Annotated in this window: 8 protein-coding genes and 3 rRNA genes; 6 read left to right on the top strand and 5 right to left on the bottom strand. The window is 66.8% G+C overall.

Annotated elements, in window-relative coordinates; translation table 11 throughout:
* Positions 1–26: 26 nt before the first annotated feature.
* Together QFZ76_RS24900 and QFZ76_RS24895 are read right to left on the bottom strand one after the other, a co-directional pair.
* Positions 27–2,006, bottom strand: a complete 1,980-nt coding sequence (locus QFZ76_RS24900) for a sigma-70 family RNA polymerase sigma factor (RefSeq protein ID WP_307675822.1) — start codon at positions 2,004–2,006, stop codon at positions 27–29.
* Positions 2,007–2,332: 326 nt separating this feature from the next.
* Positions 2,333–3,100, bottom strand: a complete 768-nt coding sequence (locus QFZ76_RS24895) for a TetR/AcrR family transcriptional regulator (RefSeq protein ID WP_307675821.1) — start codon at positions 3,098–3,100, stop codon at positions 2,333–2,335.
* Between the two features lie 375 nt (positions 3,101–3,475).
* On the opposite strand from QFZ76_RS24895, the gene QFZ76_RS24890 reads away from it, so the two are divergent.
* Positions 3,476–4,855 carry an NAD(P)/FAD-dependent oxidoreductase gene (locus QFZ76_RS24890; protein ID WP_307675820.1) on the top strand — a complete coding sequence of 460 codons (1,380 nt, stop codon included), beginning with the start codon at positions 3,476–3,478 and terminating at the stop codon, positions 4,853–4,855.
* Positions 4,856–5,076: 221 nt separating this feature from the next.
* The gene (locus QFZ76_RS24885) at positions 5,077–6,726 is read left to right on the top strand and encodes a SpoIIE family protein phosphatase (protein WP_307675819.1); all 1,650 of its coding nucleotides are present in this window, start codon (positions 5,077–5,079) and stop codon (positions 6,724–6,726) included.
* A gap of 22 nt (positions 6,727–6,748) precedes the next feature.
* On the opposite strand, the gene QFZ76_RS24880 is transcribed toward QFZ76_RS24885, so the two are convergent.
* Positions 6,749–8,044 carry an MFS transporter gene (locus tag QFZ76_RS24880; RefSeq protein WP_307680121.1) on the bottom strand — a complete coding sequence of 432 codons (1,296 nt, stop codon included), beginning with the start codon at positions 8,042–8,044 and terminating at the stop codon, positions 6,749–6,751.
* A 130-nt stretch (positions 8,045–8,174) separates the two neighbouring features.
* Here QFZ76_RS24880 and QFZ76_RS24875 point away from each other — a divergent pair, with 130 nt between their 5' ends.
* The 4 genes from QFZ76_RS24875 (at position 8,175) to rrf (ending at position 14,543) form a co-directional block, all read left to right on the top strand.
* Positions 8,175–8,726 carry a MarR family winged helix-turn-helix transcriptional regulator gene (locus QFZ76_RS24875; protein WP_307675818.1) on the top strand — a complete coding sequence of 184 codons (552 nt, stop codon included), beginning with the start codon at positions 8,175–8,177 and terminating at the stop codon, positions 8,724–8,726.
* A 641-nt stretch (positions 8,727–9,367) separates the two neighbouring features.
* A 16S ribosomal RNA gene (locus tag QFZ76_RS24870) occupies positions 9,368–10,895 on the top strand.
* A gap of 315 nt (positions 10,896–11,210) precedes the next feature.
* A 23S ribosomal RNA gene (locus QFZ76_RS24865) occupies positions 11,211–14,334 on the top strand.
* Between the two features lie 92 nt (positions 14,335–14,426).
* Positions 14,427–14,543 (top strand): 5S ribosomal RNA (rrf, locus tag QFZ76_RS24860).
* Together the 16S, 23S and 5S rRNA genes form the textbook arrangement of a ribosomal RNA operon.
* A 48-nt stretch (positions 14,544–14,591) precedes the next feature.
* Here the strand turns inward: rrf and QFZ76_RS24855 are convergent.
* Positions 14,592–15,269 (bottom strand): response regulator transcription factor, encoded by a 678-nt coding sequence (locus QFZ76_RS24855; protein ID WP_307675817.1) that lies wholly within the window; start codon positions 15,267–15,269, stop codon positions 14,592–14,594.
* Positions 15,266–16,540: a sensor histidine kinase gene (locus QFZ76_RS24850; RefSeq protein WP_307680120.1), complete on the bottom strand. Its 1,275-nt coding sequence runs from the start codon at positions 16,538–16,540 to the stop codon at positions 15,266–15,268. Before QFZ76_RS24850 ends, QFZ76_RS24855 begins: the two co-directional genes overlap by 4 nt.
* Positions 16,541–16,559: the final 19 nt, after the last annotated feature.

The raw sequence follows: 16,559 nt of genomic DNA, 5'->3' as shown, positions 1-16,559 counted from the left end.
CCGAACTAGGAGCAGGTGCACTAGTTCTAGGAGCAGGTGAACTTCGACTCCGCCCAGTCCGCGAGCGCCAGGTTGTCGAGGTAGCTGTGCGGCTCCGCCACCAGCCGTACGGTCTCGCGCCCGGCGAGGTTCACATGGACCGGCACCGCCGCGTCCCCGCCCTTGATCATCCCGGACCGCCACAACTGGACGCCGTCGGCGTAGACCGAGAAGTAGACCTTGCCGAGCCCCGCCGTCATGTCGTCGACGCCCGCCATCGCGTCGTAGGCGGAGCACTCGCGGTTGAGGTCGACGGTCACGGAGGAGTGGCCGTGCACGGTCACGCCGCGCGCGTACTGCCTGTCGGCGATCGAGACGCCGTACCGCTGCCAGACCCAACTGCTCTGGCCGATCCGCATCTCGGGCTCGGTGCCGTCGCCGGTGATGTCGTACGACAGCTCGCTCCACTGGTAGACGGCCGGAGCGGGCGGAGGCGTCGGGGCCGGGGTGGGAGTGGGCGTAGGCGTGGGGGTCGGCGTCGGCGTGAGCGGCGGTGTGGGCGTCGGAGTCGGGGTGGGGGTAGGCGTGGGCGTGGGGCTCGGGGTCGTCCGGGTCGGTGTGGGCGTCGGGATGGGTGCGGCCGCGATCACTGGGGGTGCCGGCCGGGGTTCCTTCTCCGGTGGCGCGGGCGTGTTTTTCGCGGGGTCGAGCGCCGGCGTGGAGGCGGGCGGCTTGGCGTCCGGCTTCCTGGGCGGACTGTCGTCGCCGATCAGCGCGAGCGCCACCGCGGCGGCCGCCACGGCCACCACACCGGCCGCGATACCGGCCTTCACGGGCGCGCCCAGCCCCTCGGAGGCCGCCGCACCGCCACCGGCACCCGCCCCGCCGGAAGAGCCGCCGCTCGCCGCCGCTGCCGCCCCCGCGGCCCCGGCCGCGCCCGCCCCGGCACCGCCGGCGATGAGCCCGACCGCCTTGGCGTACCCGGCGGCGCCGAACCAGCCAACGACCGCGATCGGCACGACGGCGGGGATACCGCCGGCGACTTCCTTGATCTGGCCCGCGGCCAGCCGGCACTTGGCGCACTCCTCCAGGTGCTTGCGCAGACCCCGCTCGGCACGGGTGCGCAGCCCGCCGCGGGCGTAGGCGCCGAGCCGGTCGGCGTGGCGCGCGCACTCCTCGTCGGTGGCGAGGGCGACGCTGACATGGGCCTGGAGGTAGGCCTGCTTGAGGCCCTCGCGGGCCCGGCTGGCGAGCACCCGGGTGCCGTTGGCGTCGAGCCCGAAGAGCGTGGCGACCTCGCTCGGCGACTCGTCCTCGACCTCGGTGTGCCACAGCACGGCCTGCCACCGCTCGGGCAGCGACCGGAAGGCCTGCATGGCCATGGACTGCTCGGCCTCGTGCATCGCCCGCACATCGGAGCCCAGGTCCAGTGTGTCGTTGTCGGACGGGTGGGAGACCCGCGACGACTGCGCGGCGAACACCGCGAAGTCGTCGACCAGTTGCTCCCGCTTCGCGGACTTCGTCCAGCTCGCGGCCACCCGTCGGACGGTGGTGAGCAGATACGCGCGTACGGCGTGCTCGGGGCCGGAGCCGCCGCGCACCGCCTGGAGCATGCGGGCGAACACCTCGGCGGTGAGGTCGTCGGCGGTGTGGCCGTCGCGGCAGCAGGTGCGGGCGTAGCGGCGCACCGCGTCCGCGTGGCGCCGGTAGAGCGCCTCGTAGGCGGTGTCGTCGCCCGAGCGCATCCGCTCGATCAGGTCGGCGTCGGAGGGTGGCAGCTCTCTGCGCGGCGGCAGGATGCCGCTGTCCTCGCGCCGGTCGCGCTGCGCCGGCACGCTGCCCTCGACGGGCTCGCCGGCCTGCGCCGGGATGCCGGCCACCAGGGGCTCGGCCCGCTCGGCCCCCATCGGCTCACCGCCGTGCGGGACACCGGCCCGTCCCCCCTGGCTCGGTACCTGCGGCGAGGCCGCGCCGCCGGCCTCCGCGTCGTCGTCACCGAGTGACCCGTCCCGCCCGTCAAAGCTCATCGCGGAAAGCCCCCGCCGCCTGCTCCACCAGTCCCGAACACCGGGTCAGCGTGCCATATTGGCTTTTGTTCAGGACCCCGGAGTGCGGACCCTCCACTCGTCCGTGGGGACTTCCCGCAATGCAGTACTAGCGCTCACTCGTTCGGGGAAGGCTCAATCGACGCTCTGAGGGCGGCAGTTGAGAGTCATGCCCGAAATGCCCGGCGCATTCCCGGGCAGTGACCGAGGTGCGGGCACCACAGCACCCACACCTCACCGTCACCTTTTCGAGTCACGGGTCATCGGCGGTACCCGGCTGGACCCGAGCAGTCGGACGACGGCCATCGTCACATCGGCCGCGACCGCAGCCCCTCCAGCAGAATGTCCAGCAGCCGTGCCGAGGCCGCGGCCTGCTGCGCCGCGTCCGGCAGCGAGGGCGCCGCTGTGGCGATCACCAGCAGGACGTCCGACACCGACACGTCGGCCCGCAGTTCACCCGCCGCCCGTGCCCGGTCCACGAGCTGGCCCACGACCTCGAGCAGCGCCGCCGCCCCGGGGTCGTCGTCCGCGGAGAGCACCGTGTCCCCCGCCACCAGCCGCAGCTCTCCGGCACCCGGCTGCGTCCGCTGCTGCGGCACCCGCGCGCCCTCCGGCGCACCCTCGTCCGCCACACCGACCCGCAGCACCTGCGGCGGCAGCAGCCGCCCGGCGCCCGAGGCCACCGACGTCCGCAGGAAGCGCGACAGCGCCGACCACGGCTCGTCCTCCTGACCGAGCGCCGCCCGTGCCTGGTCGGTCAGCCGGGAGGTCTCCTCCTCGGCTATCCGCCGCACCAGGACGTCCTTGCTCGGGAAGCGCCGGTACACCGTGCCGACACCGACCCGCGCGCGCCGCGCCACGTCCTCCATCGGCGCGCCGTACCCCAGCTCGCCGAAGACCTCGCGCGCCGCGCGCAGTACGTGCTCCAGATTGCGCTGTGCGTCCACGCGCAGCGGCGTCGTACGCCCACCGTCCGCGCGTCCGTTGCCCGTCGCCGCGCTCATCGCTGAGCCCAACGGTCCGCCACCGGGTGCGATGGTGGACGCGGACGACCAATGAGAGTCCTGAACATGCATAAGTGATCCCCCGGTAATGACGTCTCCCCCCGGAGACTCTCCCCGTCATCGAAAGCCGGAGCGAACGGAACAGGCCCGCTTGCCGGACCCGCCCGTCGCGGACCCGAAGGCGCATCCCCTTACACCCCGTCGACTCACGAACATAGTTGAGTGAGGGTCAATTCAGAAGGGGGACGTTCCGCACGGAGCGCCCCCCGATCGGAGTACGGGTCGCAAACGTCCCGATTGCGACCCCTCCGGCCACCCGGCGCACACCCGCTGACCTGCGAACCTTCCCAGCACTCCGGTGAATCGGCCAACCCCGGGCGCGCCCGACTCGCGGTCACACAAATTGTCGAGCCTGTGGACAAACGCAAGCGCCGGGTGCGTCATGGGATGGTGAAGGAACGTGCGCGCATTCTCGTTGTCGGCGGCGGCTACGTCGGGATGTACACCGCCCTGCGACTCCAACGGACGCTGAAACGGGAACTCGCGCGGGGCGACGTCGAGATCACCGTCGTCACACCCGACCCCTACATGACCTACCAGCCGTTCCTCCCCGAGGCGGCCGCCGGTTCCATCTCCCCCCGCCATGTCGTCGTACCGCTGCGGCGCGTCCTCGACCGCTGCCGGGTCGTCGTCGGCGAGGTCACCTCGATCGACCACGCCAAGCGCACCGCCGCCCTCACCACCCTCGCCACCGACGAGGAGGGCACCGGCGCGCAGCAGCTGACCTACGACGAACTGGTCCTCGCCCCCGGCTCGATCTCGCGCACCCTGCCCGTCCCCGGTCTCGCCGAGCACGGCATCGGCTTCAAGACCGTCGAGGAGGCCATCGGCCTGCGCAACCACGTCATCGAGCAGATGGACATCGCCTCCTCCACCCGCGACCCCGCCGTCCGCGACGCGGCCCTCACCTTCGTCTTCGTCGGCGGCGGCTACGCCGGCGTGGAGGCGCTCGGCGAGCTGGAGGACATGGCCCGCTACACCGCGCGCTACTACCACAACGTCCAGTCCGACGACATGAAGTGGATCCTCGTCGAGGCCTCGGACCGCATCCTCCCCGAGGTCGGCGAGGAAATGGGCCGCTACACGGTCACCGAACTGCGCCGCCGCAACATCGACGTACGCCTGAACACCCGCCTGGAGTCCTGCGCGGACCGCGTGGCCGTCCTCAGCGACGGCGCCCGCTTCCCCACACGTACGGTCGTCTGGACGGCCGGCGTCAAACCCCACCCGCTCCTCGCCGCGACGGACCTCCCGCTGAACGAACGCGGTCGGCTGAAATGCACCCCCGAGCTGACCATCGAGGGCACCACGCGCGCGTGGGCGGCCGGAGACGCCGCCGCCGTCCCCGATGTCACGGCCGGGGAACCCGGCAAGGAGACGGCGCCCAACGCCCAGCACGCGCTCCGCCAGGCGAAGGTCCTCGGCGACAACATCGCGCACTCCCTGCGGGGCGAGCCCCTTCAGACGTACTCCCACAAGTACGTCGGCTCGGTCGCCTCCCTGGGACTGCACAAAGGTGTCGCGCACGTCTACGGACGCAAGCTGAAGGGCTACCCTGCCTGGTTCATGCACCGCGTCTACCACCTCAGCAGGGTGCCCACCTTCAACCGCAAGGCCCGCGTCCTGGCGGAATGGACCTTGTCAGGACTCTTCAAGAGGGAGATCGTCTCCCTTGGATCGCTCGAACATCCCCGAGCGGAGTTCGAACTCGCGGCCGGTGGAAAGCCTCCTCAGGACCCGACGAACGACCCGAAGGGGTCGTCCTGACCGGACCGAGGAACTCCGGCCGCGGGGTAGGCGTCTGACGGATGCCGACCCGGGCGGCCGCCCTGCCAGACTGGTCCCCGACCTTGGACGGACAGACCCCCGCCCTTCGAACCCACGAGGCTTTCCCCAGTGCCGCAACCCCGGGGTGCCACCCCCAAGACCCCCGGCCGGGTCCGGAGCCGGCAGCAGACGCCGCAGACGACGACACGAGGCAAGGATTCGTGAACTTCACGCGCTGGAGCGCCCGGCTCCCCGGAACGCAGCGCCGCGCCGCAGCGCGGACCGACCACCCGGTCACATCGGACCTGCGCTCGGACGGCGCGGGTTCCGTACCCGCGGCCCGCGCCGAACAACTCGCCGACGGGGCACCGCCCGTGCCCGCCGTCGACGAACTCCCGGTGCGCGAGGTCCTCGACCGCGTCCCCGCCCTCGTCGCCCTCGTCCACGGCCCCGACCACCGCCTCGCCTACGTCAACGACGCCTACGTCACCGCTTTCGGCCCCCGCCCCACCGGCGGCCCGGCCCGCGAAGCCCTCCCGGAGCTCGACGCGCTCGGCCTGTTCCCCCTCCTGGACCAGGTCCTGCGCAGCGGCAAGCTACGCACGGTCAAGTCCCGCAAGGCCCCCGACAGCCGCTCGTACACCTTCACCTGCACCCCGGTGACCGAGGGCGACGGCGGCGTTCTCATCTTCGCGACCGACGTCACCGACCACGCCGAGGCCGCCGAACGCCTCAGAGCCAGCGAACGACGCCAGCGCGAAACCGCCGTAACCCTCCAGCGCTCCCTGCTCCCGCAAGAGCTCGAACAACCCGACGACCTCCGCATCGCCGCCACCTACCACCCCGGCGGCACGGAGGCCGCGGTCGGCGGCGACTGGTACGACGTGATCACCCTCGGCGGCGGCCGCACGGCCCTGGTCATCGGCGACGTGATGGGCCGCGGAGTGCGCGCGGCCGCGGTCATGGGCCAGCTCCGCACGGCGGTCCGGGCGTACGCCCGCCTCGACCTCCCCCCGCACGAGATCCTCCAGCTCCTGGACGGCCTCGCCATGGAGATCGACGCCAACCAGATCGCCACCTGCGTGTACGCCATCCACGACCCGAACGAGGGGCGGCTGGTGTATGCCTCGGCCGGCCACCTGCCGATCCTGGTCCGCGACGAGAGCGGGATCGTCCAGCGCGCCGACGAACCGACCGGCCCGCCCCTCGGCACCGGCGGCTGGATGCACACCTCGGGCTCGATCGCCCTGGGCCCCGGCTCCACCGCCGTCCTCTACACGGACGGCCTGGTGGAACGCCGCAACGAGGACCTGGACGAGGGCATCGCCTCGCTGGAACGAGCCCTGTCCGGAGCGACGGGCACCCCTCAAGTGGTCTGCGACCGCCTGGTCCGAGCGGCCGGCGTGACGGCGGAGCACGACGACGACGTGGCGGTCCTGGTCCTCCAGCACCCCGCCCACACCGGCCCCGACAGCGAGCTCTTCCGCAACGCCGCCCTGGAACTCCTCGGCGGCGTGGAAGCGGCCCCACGCGCGCGTGCCTTCGCCTCCGGCGTCCTGACCAGCTGGCGGTTCCCGGTGGAACTGCACGACCTGGGCGTCCTGGCGGTCAGCGAACTGGTCGCGAACTCCCTGCAGCACGGCACACCCCCGATGCGGCTGCGCCTGCGCCGCACCGACCGCCGCCTGATCGTCGAGGTCACGGACGGCGACGACCACCTCCCGCGCCGGCGCCGCGCGGAACCCGGCGACGAGTCCGGCCGAGGCATCGCCATAGTGGCGACGATCGCCTCGGCCTGGGGCTCCCGTCGGACGCCGGGCGGCGGGAAAGCGGTGTGGTGCGAGTTCGGGCTGCCGGGGGCCGCGAAGTGAACGGCGTTCGCGACCCTCAACGTCAGGCGCGCGCCCGCGCCTGATCCGCCGGAGTCGGGCCACCCTGGGCCACCACCCGGCTCCGCGCCCGCCACGGCTGATCCTGCGCGGCCGTGAGCTGACGCCCCAACCGCACCGCCAAAACCGTGATCCCCAGCGAGAACAGCAGGAACGTCACGATGTACGGCGCGTGCAGCGACGCCCCCATGGGCCCGCCCACCGCCGGCCCCACCGCCAAGGCAAGCTGCTTGACCAGCGCGAACGCGGAGTTGTACTGCCCCACCATCCCCTCCGGCGCAAGATCCGCGACCAGCGGCGCGACCGTCGGCGACAGCATCGCCTCACCCAGCCCGAACAGTGCGTACGTCGACACGAAGGCGGCCGTGGCCATCTCCTGGCTGCCGTGCCCGAGCCCCGCGTACCCCGCCGTGACCCACGCCAAGGCCCAGATCAGCCCGACGGCCGCGATCACCCGCGACCGCCTCCGCCGCTCCACGAACTTCAGAACGGCGAACTGCGCGACCACGATCACCGCGGTGTTCGCGGCCAGGGCCATACCGAGGGCGGACGTCGAGATCCCGGCAGCCTCCACGCCGTACGCGCTCAGCCCCGACTCGAACTGCCCGTAGCAGGCGAAGAACAGAACGAAGCCCACCACGCACAGCTGCACCATGGCCCGGTTGCCCAGCAACTGCTTCCAGCTGCCCTTGGCCGATCCCGACCGCCCCGGCGCGTCCTGGATACGCGGCGAGTGCGGCATCCGCACGGTCGCCATCACCACGGCCAGCAGCAGGAACATCGCCGCCTCGATCGCGAACAGCAGCGTGAAGGAGGAGACGCGCGTGGTGTCGACCAGGTGACCGCCGATGAGCCCGCCGACGCCGAGACCCAGGTTCTGCAGGAAGAACTGCGTCGCGAAGGCCCGCGAGCGCGTGTCGGCCGTCGAGCAGTCCACGATCATCGTCGCCAGCGCCGGCTGCATCACGGCCTGCCCCGCCCCGAGCGCGGCCGCCGACAGCAACACGGTCGTCGCGCTGCTCGCGAGCCCCAGGCTCAGTGCCCCCAGCGCGGCGGTGACCAGAGCGACGAGCAGCACCGGCAGCGGACCTCGCCGGACGATGGCCCGCCCGGCGAACGGAAGCACGATCAGCGCCGCCACGGCGAAGACGGCGAGGACGAGCCCCGCTGTCATGGCACCCAGTCCCCGTACCTGCGCCACATAGACGTACAGATAGGGAACGGTGAAGCCGAGCCCGAATGCGCTGAGTGCGTTGCCCACGTGGATCCGGCGCATCGCTGCGCCCATCGCCCTGGTCACGTTCACCTCTCTCGAGTTAGTTGGGAGCCTTCAGTAGTTACCCCTGAAGACTTAGAACCTAAAGTTAGATCCTAAACAGTACACCTCGAAGGACTTCAACGCCAAGCAAGCCCGTGGCATACTGCGACCCATGGGCGACACCCCCGGCGGCCTCAGCGAGCCGACCCTCGAAGAGCAGATCGCCGCATACCAGCGCGAGTTCCAGGACCTCGACCCCCAGGTCGAGCAGATCGTCTCGGCGCTGTCCCGCCTGAACCGCCGTATGAACGTCGCCTACGGCCGCCAGACCGCCGCCCTCGGCATCAGCAACGCCGAGTGGGAGGTCCTCAAGGCCCTCGTCCTCTCCGGCGCCCCCTACCGCATGGGCCCCAGCGACCTCGCCAAGCGCCTGGGCCTGACGCCGGCCGCGATGACCCACCGCATCGACCGCATGGTCACCGAGGGACTGGTCACCCGAGAACGCGACGAGTCCAACCGCGTCCGCGTGATCGTCGAGCTCACCTCGGAGGGCCGCGGGAAGTGGCTGGAGGCGATGCGCCTCGCCACGGTCTTCGAGGAGGACCTGCTCCAGGACCTGTCCCAGGAGGACCGCACCGCCCTCGGTGAGGTCCTCACTCGCCTCCTGCGCAGGGTGGAGCACGCCCAACCGGACGCCGGTGGGCGCCTCACCGACCTGGGCTGATGCCACCTAAAAAGATCTTGACAGGCGGCGCTTGACAGCCCCTTGCTCGTTCCGTAGAGTTCTTCGGGTTGCCACGGAGCCGTAACGGTTCTTCGGCAACACCTCCGCCGCATCAGCGGCACCACAAACCACCAGCACGATCTCCCAACGGGATTGAATTCGGCGTGCCCGAATTCCATTCGATTTGGGTTCGGCAGCTCGATTAGGAACTGCCGGGAGGATCCGCTAAGGTTTGAGGCGTCGGAACGGCCCAACAGCCGGGAAGACAAGCCCCTCTGACTGGGAATCAGGCCCGAAAGGATCTGATAGAGTCGGAACCGCCGGAAAGGGAAACGCGAGAGCGGGAACCTGGAAAGCACCGAGGAAATCGGATCGGGAAGATCTGGTAGAGTCGGAAACGCAAGACCGAAGGGAAGCGCCCGGAGGAAAGCCCGAGAGGGTGAGTACAAAGGAAGCGTCCGTTCCTTGAGAACTCAACAGCGTGCCAAAAGTCAACGCCAGATATGTTGATACCCCGTCCATCGGATTCTTCCGGTGGCGAGGTTCCTTTGAAGAATACACAGCGAGGACGCTGTGAACGGCCGGGCTTATTCCGCCTGGCTGTTCCGCTCTCGTGGTGTCGACCCGATTACGGGTAAACATTCACGGAGAGTTTGATCCTGGCTCAGGACGAACGCTGGCGGCGTGCTTAACACATGCAAGTCGAACGATGAACCACTTCGGTGGGGATTAGTGGCGAACGGGTGAGTAACACGTGGGCAATCTGCCCTTCACTCTGGGACAAGCCCTGGAAACGGGGTCTAATACCGGATAATACTCCCTCCCTCCTGGGTGGGGGTTGAAAGCTCCGGCGGTGAAGGATGAGCCCGCGGCCTATCAGCTTGTTGGTGAGGTAATGGCTCACCAAGGCGACGACGGGTAGCCGGCCTGAGAGGGCGACCGGCCACACTGGGACTGAGACACGGCCCAGACTCCTACGGGAGGCAGCAGTGGGGAATATTGCACAATGGGCGAAAGCCTGATGCAGCGACGCCGCGTGAGGGATGACGGCCTTCGGGTTGTAAACCTCTTTCAGCAGGGAAGAAGCGAAAGTGACGGTACCTGCAGAAGAAGCGCCGGCTAACTACGTGCCAGCAGCCGCGGTAATACGTAGGGCGCAAGCGTTGTCCGGAATTATTGGGCGTAAAGAGCTCGTAGGCGGCTTGTCACGTCGGGTGTGAAAGCCCGGGGCTTAACCCCGGGTCTGCATTCGATACGGGCTAGCTAGAGTGTGGTAGGGGAGATCGGAATTCCTGGTGTAGCGGTGAAATGCGCAGATATCAGGAGGAACACCGGTGGCGAAGGCGGATCTCTGGGCCATTACTGACGCTGAGGAGCGAAAGCGTGGGGAGCGAACAGGATTAGATACCCTGGTAGTCCACGCCGTAAACGGTGGGAACTAGGTGTTGGCGACATTCCACGTCGTCGGTGCCGCAGCTAACGCATTAAGTTCCCCGCCTGGGGAGTACGGCCGCAAGGCTAAAACTCAAAGGAATTGACGGGGGCCCGCACAAGCAGCGGAGCATGTGGCTTAATTCGACGCAACGCGAAGAACCTTACCAAGGCTTGACATACGCCGGAAAGCATCAGAGATGGTGCCCCCCTTGTGGTCGGTGTACAGGTGGTGCATGGCTGTCGTCAGCTCGTGTCGTGAGATGTTGGGTTAAGTCCCGCAACGAGCGCAACCCTTGTTCTGTGTTGCCAGCATGCCCTTCGGGGTGATGGGGACTCACAGGAGACCGCCGGGGTCAACTCGGAGGAAGGTGGGGACGACGTCAAGTCATCATGCCCCTTATGTCTTGGGCTGCACACGTGCTACAATGGCAGGTACAATGAGCTGCGATACCGTGAGGTGGAGCGAATCTCAAAAAGCCTGTCTCAGTTCGGATTGGGGTCTGCAACTCGACCCCATGAAGTCGGAGTTGCTAGTAATCGCAGATCAGCATTGCTGCGGTGAATACGTTCCCGGGCCTTGTACACACCGCCCGTCACGTCACGAAAGTCGGTAACACCCGAAGCCGGTGGCCCAACCCCCTTGTGGGGAGGGAGCTGTCGAAGGTGGGACTGGCGATTGGGACGAAGTCGTAACAAGGTAGCCGTACCGGAAGGTGCGGCTGGATCACCTCCTTTCTAAGGAGCACTTCTCGGCAGCCGAGCTTGCTTGGTTGTCCAGAGGCCAGTTCATCGGCGAACGTCCGGTGCTGGTTGCTCAAGGGTGGAACGTTGACTACTCGGCACACTTGACCAGCTTGTCTTCCTAGTACTGCTTCGGCGTGGAATGGAAGGCGAGTGGCGAGGGTGTCGGGCACGCTGTTGGGTGTCTGAGGGTACGGGCTTTCGAGTCTGGACCTTCGGTGCCGGCCCCAGTGAACTCGAACCGGTTGGTTCGGGGTGATGGGTGGCTGGTCGTTGTTTGAGAACTGCACAGTGGACGCGAGCATCTGTGGCCAAGTTTTTAAGGGCGCACGGTGGATGCCTTGGCACCAGGAACCGATGAAGGACGTGGGAGGCCACGATAGTCCCCGGGGAGTCGTCAACCAGGCTTTGATCCGGGGGTTTCCGAATGGGGAAACCCGGCAGTCGTCATGGGCTGTCACCCATACCTGAACACATAGGGTATGTGGAGGGAACGCGGGGAAGTGAAACATCTCAGTACCCGCAGGAAGAGAAAACAACCGTGATTCCGGGAGTAGTGGCGAGCGAAACCGGATGAGGCCAAACCGTATACGTGTGAGACCCGGCAGGGGTTGCGTATGCGGGGTTGTGGGATCTCTCTTTTACGGTCTGCCGGCCGTGAGACGAGTCAGAAACCGTTGATGTAGGCGAAGGACATGCGAAAGGTCCGGCGTAGAGGGTAAGACCCCCGTAGTCGAAACATCAGCGGCTCGTTTGAGAGACACCCAAGTAGCACGGGGCCCGAGAAATCCCGTGTGAATCTGGCGGGACCACCCGCTAAGCCTAAATATTCCCTGGTGACCGATAGCGGATAGTACCGTGAGGGAATGGTGAAAAGTACCGCGGGAGCGGAGTGAAATAGTACCTGAAACCGTGTGCCTACAAGCCGTGGGAGCGTCGCTGTATGTGCTTGCACATGCAGTCGTGACTGCGTGCCTTTTGAAGAATGAGCCTGCGAGTTTGCGGTGTGTTGCGAGGTTAACCCGGGTGGGGTAGCCGTAGCGAAAGCGAGTCCGAATAGGGCGTTTCAGTAGCACGCTCAAGACCCGAAGCGGAGTGATCTAGCCATGGGCAGGTTGAAGCGGAGGTAAGACTTCGTGGAGGACCGAACCCACCAGGGTTGAAAACCTGGGGGATGACCTGTGGTTAGGGGTGAAAGGCCAATCAAACTCCGTGATAGCTGGTTCTCCCCGAAATGCATTTAGGTGCAGCGTCGTGTGTTTCTTGCCGGAGGTAGAGCACTGGATAGGCGATGGGCCCTACCGGGTTACTGACCTTAGCCAAACTCCGAATGCCGGTAAGTGAGAGCGCGGCAGTGAGACTGTGGGGGATAAGCTCCATGGTCGAGAGGGAAACAGCCCAGAGCATCGACTAAGGCCCCTAAGCGTACGCTAAGTGGGAAAGGATGTGGAGTCGCACAGACAACCAGGAGGTTGGCTTAGAAGCAGCCACCCTTGAAAGAGTGCGTAATAGCTCACTGGTCTAGTGATTCCGCGCCGACAATGTAGCGGGGCTCAAGCGTACCGCCGAAGTCGTGTCATTCATACAATAGGGCCAACGCCCGTATGGATGGGTAGGGGAGCGTCGTGTGCCGGGTGAAGCAGCCGCGGAAGCGAGTTGTGGACGGTTCACGAGTGAGAATGCAGGCATGAGTAGCGATACACACGTGAGAAACGTGTGCGCCGATTGACTAAGGGTTCCTGGGTCAAGCTGATCTGCCCAGGGTAAGTCGGGACCTAAGGCGAGGCCGACAGGCGTAGTCGATGGATAACCGGTTGATATTCCGGTACCCGCTGTGAAGCGTCAAACATTGAATCAGGCGATGCTAAGTCCGTGAAGCCGCCCTGGAGCCTTCGGGCAAAGGGGAGTGGTGGAGCCGACGGACCAGACTTGTAGTAGGTGAGTGATGGGGTGACGCAGGAAGGTAGTCCAGCCCGGGCGGTGGTTGTCCCGGGGTAAGGGTGTAGGCCGAGTGGTAGGTAAATCCGCCGCTCATCAAGGCTGAGACCTGATGCCGAGCCGATTGTGGTGAAGTGGATGATCCTATGCTGTCGAGAAAAGCCTCTAGCGAGTTTCATGGCGGCCCGTACCCTAAACCGACTCAGGTGGTCAGGTAGAGAATACCGAGGCGTTCGGGTGAACTATGGTTAAGGAACTCGGCAAAATGCCCCCGTAACTTCGGGAGAAGGGGGGCCATCACTGGTGAGGGGACTTGCTCCTCGAGCTGGGGGTGGCCGCAGAGACCAGCGAGAAGCGACTGTTTACTAAAAACACAGGTCCGTGCGAAGCCGTAAGGCGATGTATACGGACTGACGCCTGCCCGGTGCTGGAACGTTAAGGGGACCGGTTAGTCACTCTTCGGGGTGGCGAAGCTGAGAACTTAAGCGCCAGTAAACGGCGGTGGTAACTATAACCATCCTAAGGTAGCGAAATTCCTTGTCGGGTAAGTTCCGACCTGCACGAATGGCGTAACGACTTCTCGACTGTCTCAACCATAGGCCCGGTGAAATTGCACTACGAGTAAAGATGCTCGTTTCGCGCAGCAGGACGGAAAGACCCCGGGACCTTTACTACAGTTTGATATTGGTGTTCGGTTCGGCTTGTGTAGGATAGCTGGGAGACTGTGAAGCTTGGACGCCAGTTCAGGTGGAGTCGTCGTTGAAATACCAGTCTGGTCGTGCTGGATGTCTAACCTGGGTCCGTGATCCGGATCAGGGACAGTGTCTGATGGGTAGTTTAACTGGGGCGGTTGCCTCCTAAAGAGTAACGGAGGCGCCCAAAGGTTCCCTCAGCCTGGTTGGCAATCAGGTGTTGAGTGTAAGTGCACAAGGGAGCTTGACTGTGAGACCGACGGGTCGAGCAGGGACGAAAGTCGGGACTAGTGATCCGGCGGTGGCTTGTGGAAGCGCCGTCGCTCAACGGATAAAAGGTACCCCGGGGATAACAGGCTGATCTTCCCCAAGAGTCCATATCGACGGGATGGTTTGGCACCTCGATGTCGGCTCGTCGCATCCTGGGGCTGGAGTCGGTCCCAAGGGTTGGGCTGTTCGCCCATTAAAGCGGTACGCGAGCTGGGTTTAGAACGTCGTGAGACAGTTCGGTCCCTATCCGCTGCGCGCGCAGGAATATTGAGAAGGGCTGTCCCTAGTACGAGAGGACCGGGACGGACGAACCTCTGGTGTGCCAGTTGTCCTGCCAAGGGCATGGCTGGTTGGCTACGTTCGGGAGGGATAACCGCTGAAAGCATCTAAGCGGGAAGCCTGCTTCGAGATGAGTATTCCCACCCCCTTTGAGGGGTTAAGGCTCCCAGTAGACGACTGGGTTGATAGGCCGGATCTGGAAGCCCAGTAATGGGTGGAGGTGACCGGTACTAATAGGCCGAGGGCTTGTCCTCAGTTGCTCGCGTCCACTGTGTTGGTTCTGAAACCACGAACAGCCCCGTTGTCGGGCCACGACAACGGTGCGGCTGAAACAGTTTCATAGTGTTTCGGTGGTTATAGCGTGAGGGAAACGCCCGGTTACATTCCGAACCCGGAAGCTAAGCCTTACAGCGCCGATGGTACTGCAGGGGGGACCCTGTGGGAGAGTAGGACGCCGCCGAACAATTGTTGAGGAAACCCCCGTGCCATCGGCACGGGGGTTTTCTGCGTTTCAGGCCGGCTTTACCAGTCCGGTGTCGTACGCCAGGATCACCGCCTGCACGCGGTCTCGGCAGCCCGTCTTTGCGAGGACGCGGCCCACGTGGGTTTTCACCGTGGATTCGGCGAGGTGGAGGCGGGTGGCTATCTCGGTGTTCGTCCAGCCCTGGCCGATGACCGTGAGGATCTCGCGTTCGCGGTCGGTGAGCGGGGCGAGGCGGGGGTCGTCGTCCGCCGGGCCTGCGTTGTCTGTGGGGGCTCCGGTCGGGAGGTGGTGGGCGTAGGTGTCCAGGAGGCGGCGGGTCAGGCTGGGGGCGACCACCGCGTCGCCCGAGGCCACCGCGCGGATGCCGGAGAGAAGGTCCTCCGGCTGGGCGTCCTTGACCAGGAAGCCGGAGGCGCCTGCGCGCAGGCCGGCGTAGGCGTACTCGTCGAGGTCGAAGGTCGTCAGGATGAGGACGCGGGTGCGGGCGCCGGTGGCGACGATGCGGCGGGTGGCCTCGATGCCGTCCAGGCCGGGCATCCGGATGTCCATCAGGACGACGTCGGGATGGAGCTCGGCGGTCAGGCGGGTGGCCTCGGCGCCGTTCGTCGCCTCGCCGAGGACCGTCATGTCGTCCTGGCTCTCCAGCAGCATGCGGAAGCCGAAGCGTTGCAGGGGCTGGTCGTCGGCGATGAGGACGGTGGTCACTGCGGGGTTTCCTCCGGGAGGTGAAGGTGGACGCGCCAGCCCTGTTCGGGGTGCGGGCGCGGGCCGGCCTCGAGTGTGCCGCCGTAGAGGGCGGTTCGCTCGCGCATGCCGGGGAGGCCGCGGCCGGCGGTGCCGTGGAGTTCGGGGCCGCCGCGGCCGGTGTCGGTGACTGTGACGGTGGCTGCGCCTGTGTCGTCGTAGGACAGGTTGATGTGGGAAGTGGCCGTGGGGCCCGCGTGTTTGAGGGTGTTGGTGAGGGCCTCCTGGATGACTCGGTAGATGGTGAGCTGGCGGCCGGGGGTGATGGTGGGGGTGCCCCTGATGGAGGTGTGGACGGGGAGGCCCGCCGCGCGGACGCCTTCGATGAGGCGGTCGAGATCGGTGAGGGTGGGCTGGGGGGTGAGTTCCGGTGCCTGTGGTGTCTCGCTCTCCTCTTCGCGTAGGACGTCCAGCAGGCGGCGGAGTTCGGTGAGGGCCTGACGGCTGGTGGTGGAGATGGCGGTCAGGGCCTGGGCCGCGCGGTCGGGGGACTTGGTGGCGGCGTAGCGGCCGCCGTCGGCCAGGCCGGTGATGACGGAGAGGTTGTGGCCGATGATGTCGTGCATCTCGCGGGCTATGCGGGCGCGTTCGGCGGCGGCGGAGAGGCGGGCCTGCTGGTCGCGTTCGATCTCCAGGCGGCGGGCGCGGTCCTCCAGGGCCTCGGTGTAGTCGCGGCGGGTGCGGACCGTGATGCCGATGGCCATGGCAACGGCTATCGACATCAGTACCGGGACGATGTCCTGGTCCGCGCTGCCCCGCGGGTGGCGGACGGCGGCCACGGCCACCGGGATGATGACCACGGCCGTCGCCCACCACAGGTTGCGCGGAGGCCGGCGCAGGGCGATGTGGAAGACGACGAGCAGCTGGAGCAGGGATGCCTGGAGGAGAGCTCCGGTCCAGGCGTTGACCAGGGCGGATGGGGCGATGGCGAGGAGTACGGCTCGGGGGTGGGTGCGGCGCCAGAGGAGGGGGACCGACAGGCCGAGGCTCAGGGTGAGGACCAGCCAGCCCGGGGTGTCGGGGGCGCGGCTGATGGCGCGCCAGCCGCCGTCGACGCAGTGGATCAGGGCTGCCGTCACCCAGAAGCCGGCGAGGTGCAGGTCCCAGACGAGGGGGTGGCGCCGGTCGAAGGCGCGTACGCGTCGGGTGACGCGTTGGACGTACTCGGTGAGGGGCTCCGTCGCTCGTTCTTCCGGTACGGGCCGTGCTTCTTCTTCCGCCACGGGGTCCATGGTGGAGGTTTCCTGCCCG

The organism is Streptomyces sp. V4I2 (genome assembly GCF_030817655.1).
GTDB classification, from domain to species: Bacteria; Actinomycetota; Actinomycetes; order Streptomycetales; family Streptomycetaceae; genus Streptomyces; species Streptomyces plumbiresistens.
This window is presented reverse-complemented; position numbering and strand designations above follow the sequence as displayed.